The organism is Streptomyces mexicanus (assembly GCF_902506575.1).
Lineage (GTDB): Bacteria > Actinomycetota > Actinomycetes > Streptomycetales > Streptomycetaceae > Streptomyces > Streptomyces mexicanus.
Genome location: NZ_LR732544.1, coordinates 2,054,982 through 2,071,601, shown reverse-complemented (window position 1 = coordinate 2,071,601; position 16,620 = coordinate 2,054,982). Strand labels below are relative to the sequence as shown.

General features: G+C 71.6%; 12 protein-coding genes and 1 pseudogene. 11 read left to right on the top strand and 2 right to left on the bottom strand.

The features are described 5' to 3' along the window. Nucleotides 1-259 precede the first annotated feature (259 nt). From uvrB to GV126_RS09250, 10 genes and pseudogenes are all read left to right on the top strand, one after another. Nucleotides 260-2,407: an excinuclease ABC subunit UvrB gene (gene uvrB, locus GV126_RS09300; protein ID WP_159664367.1), complete on the top strand. Its 2,148-nt coding sequence runs from the start codon at nt 260-262 to the stop codon at nt 2,405-2,407. A gap of 200 nt (nt 2,408-2,607) precedes the next feature. Further along, entirely contained in the window at nt 2,608-3,186 is a 579-nt protein-coding gene (locus GV126_RS09295) for a TerD family protein (protein ID WP_028422618.1), read from the top strand. Nucleotides 3,187-3,242: 56 nt separating this feature from the next. Next, nucleotides 3,243-4,046 (top strand): annotated as a pseudogene (locus tag GV126_RS09290) (TerD family protein); the annotation flags it as partial. A gap of 530 nt (nt 4,047-4,576) precedes the next feature. After that, nucleotides 4,577-5,740, top strand: a complete 1,164-nt coding sequence (locus GV126_RS09280) for a mandelate racemase/muconate lactonizing enzyme family protein (protein ID WP_159664364.1) — start codon at nt 4,577-4,579, stop codon at nt 5,738-5,740. Continuing rightward, on the top strand, nt 5,737-6,741 hold the full coding sequence (locus tag GV126_RS09275; protein ID WP_159664363.1) for a zinc-dependent alcohol dehydrogenase: 1,005 nt from the start codon (nt 5,737-5,739) through the stop codon (nt 6,739-6,741). Before GV126_RS09280 ends, GV126_RS09275 begins: the two co-directional genes overlap by 4 nt. A 144-nt stretch (nt 6,742-6,885) precedes the next feature. Continuing rightward, nucleotides 6,886-7,854 (top strand): hypothetical protein, encoded by a 969-nt coding sequence (locus GV126_RS09270; protein WP_159664362.1) that lies wholly within the window; start codon nt 6,886-6,888, stop codon nt 7,852-7,854. A 285-nt stretch (nt 7,855-8,139) separates the two neighbouring features. Then, nucleotides 8,140-9,249, top strand: coding sequence for a multiple monosaccharide ABC transporter substrate-binding protein (chvE, locus tag GV126_RS09265; protein ID WP_159664361.1), 1,110 nt, complete (start codon nt 8,140-8,142; stop codon nt 9,247-9,249). Between the two features lie 55 nt (nt 9,250-9,304). Beyond that, complete coding sequence (gene mmsA, locus GV126_RS09260; RefSeq protein ID WP_159664359.1) at nt 9,305-10,855, top strand: multiple monosaccharide ABC transporter ATP-binding protein; 1,551 nt, start codon at nt 9,305-9,307, stop codon at nt 10,853-10,855. Then, nucleotides 10,852-12,096, top strand: coding sequence for a multiple monosaccharide ABC transporter permease (gene mmsB, locus GV126_RS09255; RefSeq protein WP_159664357.1), 1,245 nt, complete (start codon nt 10,852-10,854; stop codon nt 12,094-12,096). The genes mmsA and mmsB overlap by 4 nt, the downstream gene beginning before the upstream one ends. Nucleotides 12,097-12,149: 53 nt before the next feature. After that, a complete protein-coding gene (locus GV126_RS09250) occupies nt 12,150-13,310 on the top strand; it encodes an aldose epimerase family protein (protein ID WP_159664355.1) in 1,161 nt (386 codons plus the stop codon). A 108-nt stretch (nt 13,311-13,418) separates the two neighbouring features. On the opposite strand, the gene GV126_RS09245 is transcribed toward GV126_RS09250, so the two are convergent. After that, nucleotides 13,419-14,939, bottom strand: coding sequence for a hypothetical protein (locus GV126_RS09245; RefSeq protein ID WP_159664353.1), 1,521 nt, complete (start codon nt 14,937-14,939; stop codon nt 13,419-13,421). A 160-nt stretch (nt 14,940-15,099) separates the two neighbouring features. Beyond that, on the bottom strand, nt 15,100-15,567 hold the full coding sequence (locus tag GV126_RS09240) for an RrF2 family transcriptional regulator (RefSeq protein ID WP_159664351.1): 468 nt from the start codon (nt 15,565-15,567) through the stop codon (nt 15,100-15,102). Between the two features lie 100 nt (nt 15,568-15,667). On the opposite strand from GV126_RS09240, the gene GV126_RS09235 reads away from it, so the two are divergent. Beyond that, on the top strand, nt 15,668-16,620 hold a 953-nt coding region (locus tag GV126_RS09235; protein WP_201299819.1), incomplete at its 3' end, for a beta-galactosidase.

Genomic DNA, 16,620 nt, shown 5'->3' with positions numbered 1-16,620 from the left:
CGGCGGTCGGACGCGCCGCCGCGCGGCCCACGGCGGCGACCCGCCGCCGGGCGGGCGGGCGTCCCCCGCGGGGCCGCTGACGGGGGGCGGGCCCCGCCCCGGACCCGGACCCGACCCGGACCCGGACCCGACCCGATGCCGATACGCCCGGCCGCCCACCGGCCCGATGCCGAGCGCCTGCCGGGCCGCCCGCGGGCCATGCCGCCCCGTTCCGGCTGATCCGACCCCGTTGTCAGTGGTGGGTCGTACGGTGGATGACATGCGGCCCGTTTCCCACATCGAACGCACGGTGGCGCCCTTCGAGGTCGTCAGCCCCTACCGGCCCAGCGGCGACCAGCCCCAGGCCATCGAAGAACTCGCCCGGCGCATCCAGGCGGGCGAGAAGGACGTCGTACTGCTCGGCGCCACCGGCACCGGCAAGTCCGCCACCACCGCGTGGATGATCGAGAAGCTGCAGCGCCCCACGCTCGTCATGGCGCCGAACAAGACGCTGGCCGCGCAGCTGGCCAACGAGTTCCGCGAACTGCTGCCCAACAACGCCGTCGAGTACTTCGTCTCGTACTACGACTACTACCAGCCCGAGGCCTACGTCCCGCAGTCGGACACCTACATCGAGAAGGATTCCTCGATCAACGAGGAGGTCGAGCGGCTGCGCCACTCCGCGACCAACTCGCTGCTCACCCGCCGCGACGTCGTCGTGGTCGCCTCCGTCTCCTGCATCTACGGCCTGGGCACCCCGCAGGAGTACGTGGACCGCATGGTCCCGCTCCGCGTCGGTGACGAGATCGACCGCGACGACCTGCTGCGCCGTTTCGTGGACATCCAGTACACGCGCAACGACATGGCCTTCACCCGCGGCACGTTCCGGGTGCGCGGCGACACCATCGAGATCTTCCCGGTCTACGAGGAGCTGGCCGTCCGCATCGAGATGTTCGGCGACGAGATCGAGGCGCTGTCCACACTGCACCCGATCACCGGCGAGATCATCAGCGACGACCGGCAGCTGTATGTGTTCCCGGCCTCGCACTACATCGCCGGTCCCGAGCGCATGGAGCGGGCGATCCGCGGCATCGAGGAGGAACTCAAGGAGCGCCTGGCCGAGCTGGAGAAGCAGGGCAAGCTGCTGGAGGCCCAGCGGCTGCGGATGCGCACCACCTACGACATCGAGATGCTCCGCCAGATCGGCACCTGCTCCGGCGTGGAGAACTACTCGATGCACTTCGACGACCGCGCGCCCGGCACCCCGCCCAACACCCTGCTCGACTACTTCCCCGAGGACTTCCTGCTCGTCATCGACGAGTCGCACGTGACCGTGCCCCAGATCGGCGCGATGTACGAGGGCGACGCCTCCCGCAAGCGCACCCTCGTCGAGCACGGCTTCCGGCTGCCCTCCGCCCTGGACAACCGCCCGCTGAAGTGGGAGGAGTTCCAGGAGCGGATCGGGCAGACGGTCTATCTCTCGGCGACCCCGGGCCCGTACGAGCTGTCGCGCTCGAACGGCCAGGTCGAGCAGATCATCCGGCCCACCGGTCTGGTGGACCCCGAGGTCGTCGTCAAGCCCACCGAGGGCCAGATCGACGACCTCGTGCACGAGATCCGCAAGCGGGTGGAGAAGGACGAGCGCGTCCTGGTCACCACGCTCACCAAGAAGATGGCCGAGGACCTCACCGACTACTTCGTGGAACTCGGCATCCAGGTCCGCTACCTGCACAGCGACGTCGACACGCTGCGCCGCGTCGAGCTGCTGCGCGAGCTGCGCTCCGGCGAGTACGACGTCCTGGTCGGCATCAACCTGCTGCGCGAGGGCCTGGACCTGCCCGAGGTGTCCCTGGTGGCGATCCTGGACGCCGACAAGGAGGGCTTCCTGCGCTCGGGCACCTCGCTCATCCAGACCATCGGCCGCGCGGCGCGCAACGTCTCCGGCCAGGTCCACATGTACGCCGACAAGATCACCCCGGCGATGGAGAGGGCCATCGAGGAGACCAACCGCCGCCGGGAGAAGCAGATCGCCTACAACAAGGCCAACGGCATCGACCCGCAGCCACTGCGCAAGAAGATCAACGACATCGTCGCGCAGATCGCCCGCGAGGAGGTCGACACCGAGCAGCTGCTCGGCACCGGCTACCGCAAGGGCAAGGACGGCAAGGGCGCCAAGGCACCCGTGCCCTCGCTCGCCGAGCACGCGGTCAAGGGCGGCAAGGGCGCGAAGGCCGCCAAGGGCAAGGCGAAGGAGACGGTGCCCACCGACCGTCCCGCAGCCCAGCTCGCCGAGCAGATCGAGGAGATGACCGAGCGGATGCGCGCCGCCGCGGCCGAGCTGCAGTTCGAGGTGGCGGCCCGGCTGCGCGACGAGGTCGCCGAGATGAAGAAGGAGCTGCGCCAGATGCGGGAGGCCGGCCTGGCCTGATCCCGGTCGAAGGGGCGCCTGATCCCGCCGAAGGGTCCCGGTCCACCGACCGGGACCCTCGCGTACTGGCGTACGCGCTGTGTTGCAAGACCGCCACAAAGTCCGAACCGGGCGGCGGCGATGTCAGTGCCGGTGCGTAGGGTGCTGATCAACCGCGTTCAGCGCGGCAACAGGGGAGCAGTCCGAGAGGGGAAGCAGCCGTGTCCGTCAATTTGACCAAGGGCCAGGCCATCAGCCTGCAGAAGAACGACGGGGGCAGCCTGTCCGCGGTCCGCATGGGTCTCGGCTGGCAGGCGGCGCCCCGCCGCGGCCTGTTCGGCTCGCGGACCCGGGAGATCGACCTGGACGCCTCCGCGGTGCTGTTCGCCGACAAGCAGCCGGTCGACGTCGTCTTCTTCCGCCACCTGGTGAGCGATGACGGCTCCGTGCGCCACACCGGTGACAACCTCGTCGGCGGTGCCGGACAGGGCGGCGACGACGAGGCGATCCTCGTCGACCTGCAGCGCGTGCCGGTCCACATCGACCAGATCGTCTTCACCGTGAACTCCTTCACGGGCCAGACCTTCCAGGAAGTGCAGAACGCGTTCTGCCGCCTCATCGACGAGACCAACGGCCAGGAACTCGCCCGCTACACCCTGGCCGGCGGCGGCAACTACACCGCCCAGGTCATGGCGAAGGTGCACCGCGCCGGGACCGGCTGGACGATGACGGCCCTCGGCGTCCCCGCCAACGGCCGCACCTTCCAGGACCTGATGCCCGCCATCCTTCCGCACCTCTAGGACGGGCCGGCCGGCACCGCGCACACCACACGGCACAGGCACAGGGGGGCAGGGGGATGACCGCCGAGCTGGTGCGGGGGCAGAACCACCCGCTCACCCAGCCGTGCCTGCAGATCCGCGTCTCGGCGGGCACACCGCTCCTCGCCCTGGCCGCGACCGCTGACGACCGCGGCAGGGTGGCGGCCCCTGACGGCGTGGCGCACCCCGGCGCCCCCTGCCTGCCCGGTCTGCAAGTGCCCCGGCAGGCGTCCGCCACCCACCGCATCGCCGTCGACCTGGACGCGATGGACCAGGCCGTGCACCGCGTCGAAGTGCTTCTCGTCCTGCCCGGCGGAGTCCTGCCCGGCGGCGGTGGAGGCCCGACCCGGTTCGGCGCGGTCGCCGCGCCCTTCGTGTCGGTCGCCGGTCCGGACGGCACCGAACTCGCCGGCTACACCCTCACCGGACTGGACGCCGAGTCGGCCGTGATCGCCCTGGAGCTGTACCGCAGACAGGGCGCCTGGAAGGTACGGGCCGTCGGCCAGGGATACGCCGGCGGCCTCGCCGAACTCCTCACCGACCGTGGGCTGCACCGGGCCCACGACCTGGCGCGCACCGTCCACGAGGCGGTCGCCCGCGGCGCGGCCCACCCGGTGGCCGCCGACGGCCCGCCGCGCACGGCGCACCCCGAGCGTCCCCCGCACGCGCCCGGCCCGGTCCACGCGTCCGACCCGGCCCGCGCGCCCCGCCCGGACTGCGGGGTCGGCCCGCACGCAACGCCGGCACCCCGGCAGACGCAGGACGCCGTACCGGCGCCCCCCGAAGCGGCCGGCAGCGACGAGACGCACCGGACGGAGGAGCCCGCGCAGGCCGGCGGCCCGCCGGTGACCGGCGACACCCGGCTGCCTCAGCCGCCGGCTTCCGAGGGCGGCGCGACGGCGGATCCCGCCCCCGGCCCTGCGCCCGGCGGCGCTCGGCCCGGCCGGCCGGTTCCGCCGGGCCGCTGCCCCCGCCCGCGTCCCCCGCCTGCCCCAACTCTCCTGCTACGGCGGCGGGTTGGACCCGCGCGGGACGGGCCGGGAGCGCGTCGGCGGGGGTTCCGCAGCCCGGGCAGGCGAGGGCGCCGTCGAGGTGCCGTCGGCACGGGGCGCAGTAGTCGTCCATGACGCGGGAAGACTAAGTTCCCGGCGGCGGGCGCTCCCAGGCCCGTCCGTGACGGGTTCTGTGAAGGTTTGCGCAAAGGTTTCCCGCGCGCGCGGCGGGCGCCCTGCGGGCCTTGCCGAAACCGTTACCTGTTCGACCCATTGACACCCCCGGCGCCCCCTCCTTACTGTCACGCCAGCATTTCGAACGCGTGACGAAATATCGAACGACACGAACCAGTCAACCGTACAGCTGAGGGGCAACTGCCGTGCGCATCACCGGAATCAGCACGCACGTGGTCGGGACGCCGTGGCGCAACCTGACCTACGTCCAGGTGCACACCGACGAGGGGATCACGGGAGTCGGCGAGACCCGGATGCTCGGGCACACCGACGCCCTCCTCGGCTATCTCAAGGAAGCGGAGCAGAACCACATTCTGGGCTCCGACCCGTTCGCCGTGGAAGACCTCGTCAAGCGGATGAAGTACGGCGACTACGGCCGGGCCGGCGAGATCGTCATGTCCGGCATCGCGGTCGTCGAGATGGCCTGCTGGGACATCAAGGGCAAGGCCCTGGGCGTGCCGGTGTGGCAGCTGCTCGGCGGGAAGGTGACGGACAAGGTCAAGGCGTACGCCAACGGCTGGTACACCACCGAGCGCACCCCGGAGGCGTACCACAAGGCCGCGCAGCAGGTCATGGAGCGCGGGTACCGGGCGCTGAAGATCGACCCGTTCGGCACCGGGCACTTCGAGCTGGACCACCAGGAGACCGTGTACGCCGTCTCGCTCATCGAGGCCGTACGGGACGCCATCGGCCCGGACGCCGAGCTGATGCTGGAGATGCACGGCCGCTTCTCCCCCGCGACCGCCGTCCGGCTGGCCAAGGAGATGGCGCCGTACCGGCCGGCCTGGCTGGAGGAGCCGGTGCCGCCGGAGAACCTCAAGGCGCTGAAGAAGGTCGCCGAGAAGGTGGACCTGCCGGTGGCCACCGGCGAGCGCATCCACGACCGGATCGAGTTCCGCGAGCTGTTCGAGAACCAGGCCGTGGACATCATCCAGCCGGACGTCGGCCACATCGGCGGCATCTGGGAGACCCGCAAGCTGGCCGCCACCGCCGAGACCCACTACATGCTCGTCGCCCCGCACAACGTCGGCGGGTCCGTGCTGACCGCCGCCTCCCTCCAGGTCGGCTTCACCTCCCCCAACTTCAAGATCCTGGAGCACTTCAACGACTTCGCGGACGCGGAGATCAAGAAGGTCGTCAAGGGCGCCCCGCAGGTGGACCCGGAGGACGGCTGCTTCCACCTCTCCGACGCCCCGGGCCTGGGCGTGGAGCTGGACGTGGACGCGGCGGCCGAGTTCCCGCAGCAGCGGGCCCACTTCGACCTGTGGGCCGAGGGCTGGGAGAAGCGCAACCCCGAGGCCAAGCGGTGAGCAGCGCCGTCGTCGTGGAGGCGCCGGGCCGGCACCGGCTCGCGCCGCACACCCCGCGCGAGCCCGGCCCCGGCGAGGCGCTGGTCGCCGTGCACGCCGTCGGGATCTGCGGCAGCGACCGCGAGGTGTACCAGGGCAACCGGCCCGAGGGATACGTCCGCTACCCGCTCCCCCCGGGCCACGAGTGGTCCGGGACGGTGCGGCAGGTGGGCGCGGGGGTGCCCGGCACGCTGGTGGGCCGCAAGGTCGTCGGCGAGGGGTTCCGCAACTGCCAGGTCTGCGACCGCTGCCACGCCGGCGAGACCACGCTGTGCGCCGCGGGGTACGAGGAGACCGGCTTCACCGAGCCCGGCGCCATGGCGCCCACCCTCACCCTGCCGGCCCGGCTGCTGCACGTGCTGCCGGACGACGCCGACCTGAGCGCCGCCGCCCTGCTGGAGCCGGCCGCCTGCGTCGCGGCCGCCGCCCTGAAGGCCCGGGCCCGCCCCGGCGAGCGGGTGGCGGTGGTCGGCACCGGCACCCTCGGGATGTTCGCCGTGCAGTTCCTCAAGGCCGTCAGCCCGGCCGAGCTGCTGGTGGTCGGCACCCGCCGGGACCGCGAGGAGCTGTCCCGCCGCTTCGGTGCCACCGACTTCCGCACCAGGGACGAGCAGTTGCCCGACGCCCTCGACGTCGTCATCGAGCCCGCCGGGTCCGCCTCGGCCGCGCGCACCGCGGCCGGGCTGCCGCGGCGCGGCGGGCGCCTGGTCCTCACCGGCATCCCGGCGCCGGGCGCCGACGGGCTGGACCCGACGGACCTGGTCGTGCGGCAGCTGGAGGTGCACACCGTGTTCGGCGCGCCGCCGGACGCCTGGGCGCACACGGTGCGGGTGTTCGCCGCCGGGCTGCTCGACCCGCTGCCGCTGGTCACCCACGAGCTGCCGCTCGCCGACTTCTCCCGCGCCATCGACCTGGTCGGAGCCCAGGATCCCAAGGTGGGCAAGGTGCTGCTCCGCCCCTGAGCGTGCGCCGGCCGCGGCCGCGCCCGACGCGCCGCGGCCGGCGCACCACCCCGTCGTTTTCCACACCTTGAGCCGCGAACCCCGTCCGGTATCCCGAACATCCGGAGGGCGCCGTACGCGGCTTGCCGACCCGAAGGACAGCTTGTGACCGACGCATCCGCCACGGCACCGCGCAGGCCCGGTGAGCAGGTGCTCACCGCGCTCGGCCTGGGTGCCCCCGCCCTCGACCCCGCCGACGCCTCCGCGCACTCCTTCCCCGACGGGGGCCGCTGGCGCACCGAGATCCCCTCCTGCGAGGGGCCCGAGGCGCTGTCGGTGGTGCTGAAGGAGTCCGCGCGGCTCGACGTCCCCATCCACCGGATCAGCCAGGGCAGCGGCGTGTGGATGCTGACCGACGCCGAGATCACCGAGATGGTCGAGGCGACCGCCGAACGGGACATCGAACTGTGCCTGTTCACCGGGCCGCGCGGCACCTGGGACACCGGTGGCTCGGTGCGCTCGGACTCGCGCGGCGCGGGCCTTCGGGCCCGGGGCCACGACGCGGTCGCCGGGTGCGTGGAGGACGCGCTGCGCGCCACCGAGCTGGGCGTGAAGTGCCTGCTGGTCGCCGACGAGGGCGTGCTGTGGACGCTGCACCGGGCGCGGATCGCGGGTCTCATCCCGGCCGACACCACGCTGAAGGTGTCCGCGCTGATCGGCCCGGTGAACCCGGCGTCGTTCGCCGTCTACGAGCGGCTGGGCGCCGACTCCATCAACGTGCCCAGCGACCTGACGCTGGATCACCTCACCGAGATCCGGCGGGTGTCGGGCGCGCCGATGGACATGTACATCGAGGCCCCGGACGATCTGGGCGGCTATGTGCGGATGTACGAGGTGGCGGAGCTGATCCGGCGCGGGGCGCCGCTGTATCTGAAGTTCGGCCTGTCCAAGGCGCCGGGGATCTACCCGTACGGGCACCACCTGCGGGACGTGACGCTGGCGACCGCCCGGGAGCGGGTGCGGCGCGGCCGGCTCGCGCTGGATCTGCTCGAACGGCACGGGGCGGCCGGGCACATGGCACCGCTCGGCTCCCGACTGCCGGGCTCCCTGCGGCGCTTCGACACACCGGCATAACGTTCCGGAAACTGAGCTTCACAGAACACGACACGACCGCGCACAATCCCACACAACCGGTCCGGGTCCCTCACCGCACCGCGTCCCGCACCATCGGTGCACCACCGCGCACCACCGGCACCGCTCGCGCACCACCTCGCACCACCGGCACCGCTCGCGCTCCCCCGGCACCACGTCAGCACCACCCACCGCACCACCGCGCACCACCCCGCAGCGCTCCGCACCGCCAGGCACCCGCCCGGGCGCCGCCGGACCGACCTCGCACACACCTCAAGGATGATGACCATGCGCAACCGCCGAGCCGCACTCGCCGCGATGGCTTCAGCCGCCTGCCTCGCCCTGTCCCTGTCCGCCTGCGGTCAGAACAGCGAGGGCGGCAGCAAGGAGAAGTCGGGCGACGTCAAGGGCGCCACCATCGGCATCGCGATGCCGACCAAGTCCTCCGAGCGGTGGATCTCCGACGGCAACAACGTCGTCAAGGACCTGCAGGCCAAGGGCTACAAGACCAAGCTCGTCTTCGGCGAGGACGACCCGGACACCCAGGTCTCCCAGATCGAGAACCTGATCACCCAGGGCGTCAAGGGCCTGATCATCGCGGCCATCGACAACAAGTCGCTGAACAACGTGCTGCAGGAGGCCAAGGACGCGAACATCCCGGTCATCTCCTACGACCGGCTGATCCTCGGCACCAAGAACGTCGACTACTACGCCTCCTTCGACAACGAGAAGGTCGGCAGGCTGCAGGCCAGCTACATCGTCGACAAGCTGGGCCTGAAGGAGGGCAAGGGCCCCTTCAACATCGAGCTGTTCGCCGGCTCCAACGACGACAACAACACCAAGTACTTCTTCAACGGCGCCATGAGCGTCCTCAAGCCCTACCTGGACAGCAAGAAGCTGGTCGTCAGGTCCGGGCAGACGCAGCTCAACCAGGTCACCACCCTGCGCTGGGACGGCGCCACCGCCCAGCGGCGCATGGACGACATCCTCACCTCCGCCTACAAGAGCGCCAAGGTGGACGCGGTCCTCTCGCCCTACGACGGCATCTCCATCGGTGTGCTCTCCGCGCTGAAGTCCGACGGCTACGGCTCGGGCAGCAAGCCGCTGCCGGTGATCACCGGGCAGGACGCCGAGCTGGCCTCGGTGAAGTCGATCATCGCCGGCCAGCAGACGCAGACCGTCTACAAGGACCTGCGCAAGCTCGCCCAGGTGGCCTCGACCATGGTCGACGACATGCTCAAGGGCAAGAAGCCCGAGGTCAACGACACCAAGTCGTACGACAACGGCGCCAAGGTGGTGCCCTCGTACCTGCTGCAGCCGGTCAGCGTCGACAAGAGCAACTACGAAGAGGTCCTGGTCAAGGGCGGCTACTACACCGACGCGCAGCTCAAGGGCTAGTCCCGGCCGCAAGCGGCCGCCGCACCCACCGAACCACCGACTGGAAGGCACGACCATGGCGGGACCCGTCCTGGAAATGCGCTCGATCGTCAAGACCTTTCCCGGTGTCAAAGCGCTGTCGGACGTCACCTTGACCGTCCGTCAGGGCGAGGTCCACGCCATCTGCGGGGAGAACGGCGCCGGGAAGTCCACCCTGATGAAGGTGCTCTCCGGCGTCCATCCGCACGGCACCTACGAGGGTGAGATCCTCTTCGAGGGGGAGGTCTGCCACTTCAAGGACATCCGGGCCAGCGAGCAGCGCGGCATCGTCATCATCCACCAGGAGCTGGCGCTGGTGCCGTTCCTGTCCATCGCGGAGAACATCTTCCTCGGCAACGAACACGCCCGGCGCGGGTTCATCGACTGGAACGACACCCTCAAGCACGCCACCGAGCTGCTGCGCCGGGTCGGCCTGGACGAGCACCCCGAGACCCGGGTCGCGGACATCGGCGTGGGCAAGCAGCAGCTGGTGGAGATCGCCAAGGCGCTGTCGAAGTCCGTGAAGCTGCTCATCCTGGACGAGCCGACGGCCGCCCTGAACGACGAGGACAGCGACAAGCTCCTCGACCTCATCCTGGAGCTGAAGAACCAGGGCATCACCTCGATCATCATCTCCCACAAGCTGAACGAGATCCGCAAGGTCGCCGACTCGGTGACCATCCTGCGCGACGGGCGCACCATCGAGACCCTCGACGTCAAGGCGCCCGGGACCACCGAGGAGCGGATCATCGCCGGCATGGTGGGCCGCGACCTGGACCACCGCTTCCCCGAGCGCACCCCGCACCGGCCCGAGGAGGGGGAGGCGCCGGCGCTGGAGATCCGCAACTGGACCGTGTTCCACCCGATCGACCAGCAGCGCAAGGTCGTCGACGACGTCTCGCTGCAGGTGCGGCGCGGGGAGATCGTCGGGATCGCCGGCCTGATGGGCGCCGGCCGCACGGAGCTGGCGATGAGCGTCTTCGGCCGCGCCTACGGCCGGTACGCGGGCGGCACGGTCCTCAAGGACGGCCGGGAGATCCGCACCCGGACCGTCTCGGAGGCGGTCGGGCACGGCATCGCGTACGTCACCGAGGACCGCAAGCACTACGGCCTGAACCTCATCGACACCATCAACCGCAACATCTCCCTGACCGCGCTGCGCAAGGTCGCCAAGCGGGGCGTGGTGGACGAGCACGAGGAGCGGCAGGTCGCCGAGGGCTTCCGCACCTCCATGAACATCAAGGCGCCCACCGTGTTCGAGCCGGTCGGCAAGCTGTCGGGCGGCAACCAGCAGAAGGTCGTCCTCAGCAAGTGGATCTTCGCGGGTCCGGACGTGCTGATCCTGGACGAGCCCACGCGCGGCATCGACGTGGGCGCCAAGTACGAGATCTACACGGTCATCGACCAGCTGGCCGCGCAGGGCAAGGCGGTCGTCTTCATCTCCTCCGAGCTGCCCGAACTGCTCGGCATGTGCGACCGCATCTACACGATGGCCGCCGGACGGCTGACCGGTGAGGTATCGCGGGCCGAGGCCACCCAGGAAGTGCTGATGCGCCATATGACAAAGGACAAAGAGGTAACGCGATGAGCACGGATGTGACCGCCAAGAGCCCGGCCCCCGCGCCGCCGGGCGGCAGCGGAGCGGCCGCCGGCGGCGGTCTGCTCCAGGTGATGCTGAACGGGCTGCGCCGCAACATGCGCCAGTACGGCATGCTGATCGCGCTCGGTCTGATCGTCGTCCTGTTCGAGGCGTGGACCGGCGGCGACCTGCTGCTGCCGCGCAACGTCTCCAACCTGGTCCTGCAGAACAGCTACATCCTGATCCTCGCGATCGGCATGATGCTGGTGATCATCGCGGGCCACATCGACCTGTCGGTCGGCTCGCTGACCGCCTTCGTCGGGGCGACCGCGGCCGTCCTGACCGTCAGCCATCACATGGCCTGGCCGCTCGCGGTGCTGCTGTGCCTGCTGGTGGGCGCGGCGGCCGGCGCGGTGCAGGGGTATCTGATCGCCTACTTCGGCATACCGTCGTTCATCGTCACCCTCGCCGGCATGCTGCTGTTCCGCGGACTGACGGAGATCCTGCTCAAGGGCCAGACCCTCGGCCCGTTCCCCGACGGCCTGCAGAAGGCCGGCAACGGCTTCCTGCCCGAGGTCGGCCCGCACACCAACTACCACAACATCACCCTGCTGCTGGGCCTCGTCATCGTCGCCTCCGTGGTGTGGCAGGAGGTGCGCGACCGGCGCCGGCAGCAGGAGTTCTCCCTGGACGTGCTGCCCGCCAAGCTGTTCGCGCTCAAGCTCGTCGCCCTGGTCGCCGCGGTCCTGGTGGTCACGCTGCTGCTGGCCAGCTACAAGGGCGCCCCGATCGTCCTGATCCTGCTGGGCGTCCTGGTGGTCGGTTACGGCTACGTCATGCGCAACGCCGTCTTCGGCCGCCACATCTACGCCATCGGCGGCAACCTGCCGGCCGCGAAGCTGTCCGGTGTGAAGGACAAGCGGGTCACCTTCCAGGTGTTCCTGAACATGGGCGTGCTCGCGGCCCTGGCGGGCCTGGTGGTCGCGGCCCGCCTGAACGCGGCCTCCCCGAAGGCGGGCGTCAACTACGAACTCGAGGCGATCGCCTCGTCGTTCATCGGCGGCGCGTCCATGAGCGGCGGTGTCGGCACCGTCCTCGGCGCCATCATCGGCGGGCTCGTCCCCGGCGGGCTGAACAACGGCATGAACCTCCTGAGCGTCGGCACCGACTGGCAGCAGGTCATCAAGGGCCTGGCCCTGCTGGCCGCGGTCGGGTTCGACGTGTGGAACAAGCGCAAGTCCGGTTCGTGAGTCGGCTCGGGCCCCGCCGGACGGCGGGGCCCGCTTCGTAGGAGGAGCTGTACGTGGAACTGAACAGACGCACCGTCATCGCGGGCGCCGCGGCCGCGGGCCTGGCCGCGACCTCGCTGGGCGGCACGGCCCAGGCGGCCGGCCGCGAACAGGGAGGCGGGAAGCCGGTGAGGGAACTCTTCGGCACGCTCGCCGACGGCACCAAGGTCCACCGCTGGTCGCTGGCCAACGGCGGCACCCGCCTGAAGGTCCTCTCCTACGGCGGCATCGTGCAGTCGCTGGAGATCCCCGACCGCCACGGCCGCTACGCCAACGTCTCCCTCGGCTACGACAACCTGGAGGCGTACGTCGTCGGCACCACCTTCTTCGGCGCCACCATCGGCCGCTACGGCAACCGCATCGCCAAGGGCCGCTTCACCCTGGACGGCAAGAGCTACCAGCTGTCCGTCAACGACGGCGAGAACAGCCTGCACGGCGGCGCCCAGGGCTTCAACACCAAGGTGTGGGACGTCGAGCCGTTCACCTCCGGCTCCGACGTCGGCCTGCACCTGTACTACACCAGCGTCGACGGCGAGATGGGCTACCCCGGCACGCTGAAGACGAAGGTGACGTACACGCTCACCCGGCACGGCGACTGGCGCATCGACTACGAGGCCACCACCGACAAGCCGACCGTCGTCAACCTCACCAACCACACGTACTACAACCTCGCGGGCGAGGGCAGCGGCAGCATCTACGACCACGAGCTGTGGCTGGCCGCCGGCCGCTACACCCCCACCGACTCGGGTCTGATCCCCACCGGCGAGCTGGCGAGGGTCGCGGGCACCCCCTTCGACTTCACCCGCGCCAAGCCGATCGGCCGGGACATCCGCACCGGCCACCCCCAGCTGGTCACCGCCAAGGGCTACGACCACAACTTCGTCCTCGACAAGGGCGTGACCGCCGCCCCGGTGCACGTCGTCACCCTGCGCGACCCGGGCTCCGGCCGCACCCTGAAGATCGCCACCGACCAGCCGGGCGTGCAGTTCTACTCGGGCAACTTCCTCGACGGCACCCTGGTCGGCACCTCCGGCCGCACCTACCGCCAGGGCGACGGCCTGGCCCTGGAGACCCAGCACTTCCCGGACTCCCCCAACCGGCCCGCCTTCCCCTCCACGGTGCTGCGCCCGGGCCGGACGTACCGGACGACGACGATCCACTCGTTCGGCGCGTGATGCCCGCCTGCCGCAGGGGGCGTTGAACGTCCCCCACCGGACCCCGGCAGGGATCCGCAGGCAGGGGCGGCCCGGGCTTTTGCGCCCGGGCCGCCCCCGCCTGTCCGTTCACGGGAGGGACTGCACCGTCACGGGTGCGGGGTTGTTGCGCCGGTCCGGGTCGGCGGAGGCGTCGGAGCGCACCGAGACGCTGCCGTGGGCCCCGTCGACGCGCCGGTCCAGGCGTACCCGCAGGACGGTGCCCGACGCGGCCGGGCCGGGGCAGGCCACGGGGCCGTCCGTGCGCGGGCCCCGGTGGCAGTAGGGGATGTCGCTCTCGTGGTCCTGCGGCGGCCCCTCGATCAGGCTGACGCCCGCCGGGAGGGTCACCCACATCGTGCCCCGCCCGAAGGAGTCGGTCCAGCCGTCGCCCCTCGGGTACGGCACGGTCACCTCGACCACCTGGCCCACCCGGCCCCTGATGGTGAAGCCGACGGCCTCCACGTCGTTCTTCCCCGTGGTCTCGAAGGACAGCCCTCCTCCGACGGCCCGCTCGCCGGGTTCCGCGCCGTCACCGGTGAACGCGCTGCCGTCGACGGAGCGCAGCCGCAGCGGCGCCCCGCTGCCGTGCGGGGCGGACGCGGGCAGCGCGGCGAGGTAGCCGACGTCGGCCGTGCGCCACACGGTGTAGGTCACCGTGCCGGTCTTCGCGCTGCGGTCGGCGACGGCGGTGAGGGGGCCGTCGGTCTCGTACGCCGCCCCCGCGGGCAGCGGCCCGGGGAAGTCGCACTGCGCCTTCGTGGCTCCGGTCGCCTTGTCGTAGCGGCAGTTGGCGTACCGGGGCAGCAGGCCGGCCCCGTTCGCCGAGACCACGACGCTGATGCCGCCCTCGACGGCGGTGTCCCCCTTGTTGCCGAAGGCGGGCGTGAGCCGCATCCGGCCCCCGGGAGGGACCTCGGTGAGCTTGTCGAGGTCCGGGCGGGCCGTCAGGCGCGGGGACCCGGAGATCACGCGGGTGGTGTGCCGGACGGTGGGCGCGTTGGCGCCGCGCACGGTCATCGTGACCGTCCCGGCCGGTCCGGCGGCCGTTCCGGGCTTGGGCCGGACGGAGAACGGGGTGAAGTCGGCTCCCTCGCCGAACTTCAGGGAGCCCAGCGCGCAGTTCACGTGGTAGCCGGAGCGGACGCAGCCGTATCCCTTCTGCACGGAGGTGATCTCCGCCCTGCCCTGGAAGGCGGTCAGGTCGAAGGCCGCCTCGACCCTGCCGACGGCGCCCTTGCCCGTCGCCCCTTGCTTCCCGCTGTCGCCGGACGGGGCCGACGACGCCGTCAGGACGACGTGGAACTCGGGGGCCGAGGGCGCCTGCTGGAAGGAGCTGTACCGGGGCAGGTAGTAGATGTTCGGCGCGGAGCGGAGCCGGAGCACGCCCTGCCCGGAGTAGGTGTCGCCGCCGTGCGGGTCGGGCGTCCAGGCGGTTCTGCCGGTCCCGGCGGTGGGGTGCCCGCCCCGGTCCGCTCCCGTCCTACCGCCCGCGCGGTCCGTGCCGCCCCTCGCCGACGCCACCGCCACCACCACGGCGGCCACCAGCACCGCGGCGCACGCCAGAAGCGCGTACCACCGTTTCCCGCGCGTCCACGCAGCATCACCCATGTGACGTGAGACCGTCCGCGGCCCCTCCTGGTTGCCCCGGCACGGCGAGCGGACCGGCTCCTTGCGGGTTCACGCGGGCTTTCGGGGGTTCACGCGGGCTTTCGCGGTTCACCCGGCCTTTCGAGGTTTGTCGCGGCCTCTCACCGGTTCTCACCGGCTCTCACGGGTTCTCCCAGGCGGCCGGGTCCGCCGCCAAGCCGCGGACCTCCTCCGGCAGTTCGCCGGACGCGATGTCGGCCAGGGTGACACCTTCGAGGATCCGCCGGACATTGGCGCGCAGGGCGATCCACAGCGGCAGCAGCGGCTCGGCCGACCCGGTGTAGGTGAGCCCGGTGGGGCGTTCGCCGCGCACGGAGACGATCGGGCCGTCCACCGCGCGGATCACGTCCGCCACCGTGATCGCGGACGCCTCCCGGGCCAGGGTGTATCCGCCGCCTCCGCCGCGCCGGCTGGTGACCAGGCCCGCGCGGCGCAGATCGCCGAGGATGCCCTCCAGGAACTTGTGCGGGATGCCCTGTTCCGCGGCGACCGCCTCCGCCGTCACCGGGGCCGCCGGGCCGTCGCCCCGCCGTACGGCCAGTTCCAGAGCCGCCCGTACCGCGTAGTCCGCCCGCGCCGAGATCCTCATGGGTCCATTGTGGAGCCCGGGACCGGAGGGAAGGCCGGGGCCCGCGCCGTGGACAATGGCGGGACCCGCGCCCCGTACGATCCGCCCGGGAGGCACAGCTTTGGCGCTCAGCAGACGGACCTTCAGCGCCCTGGCCGGCACCGCCGCGCTCGGACTCGCCCTGGGCGGCAGTGGCGGTTCGGGTGCGTCGTCGGCGTACGCCGCGCGGGAGTCGCCCGCGGGTCCCCCGCCGCCGGTGCCGGCCGCCGACGGGCGGCGGCACACCGTCGGCTTCGACCGGTACTCGCTGCTGGTGGACGGTCGGCGGCTGCCGCTGTGGTCCGGCGAGGTGCACCCCTTCCGGCTGCCCAGCCCCTCCCTGTGGCGGGACGTGCTGCAGAAGATGCGCGCCCACGGCTACAACGCCGTCAGCGTGCAGGTGGCCTGGAACCACCACTCCCCCGCGCCCGGACGGTACGACTTCACCGGCGTGCGGGACCTCGGCCTGTTCCTGCGCACGGCCGCCGAGTGCGGGCTGTACGTCGTGCTGCGCCCCGGCCCGTACATCGGCGCCGACACCGACGCCGGCGGCTTCCCCGGCTGGCTCACCGCCACCGCCGGCACCGCGCGGACCGCCGACCCGGCGTACCTGAAGCACGTCGACGAGTGGCTGACCCGGGTGAACGCCATCGCCGCCGGGCACCTGTTCACCAAGGGCACCGGGACGGTGCTGCTGTACCAGATCGAGAACGGCTACGACGCGCGCGGCGGCGGCGACGCGGACGCCGCCGCCCGCCGCGCCTACATGTCCCACCTGTACGCGAAGGTGCGCGCCGACGGCATCGACGTGCCGCTGTTCCACGACGACAGGGCCCGGGACGGCTCCTGGATGCCCGGGTCGTTCGACACCGGCGGGGACAAGGGGCGGTGGCTGTACGGGTTCGACGCCTATCCGGCGCCCGACCGGGTGCCGTCGGACTGGGGGCGGCTCGGCCGGCGCGGGAAGGGACCCGGGATCGGTGCCGCCCGTGCCCTGCCCGGGTTCATGCCGGAGGCGGGGCACCGATCCCGGGT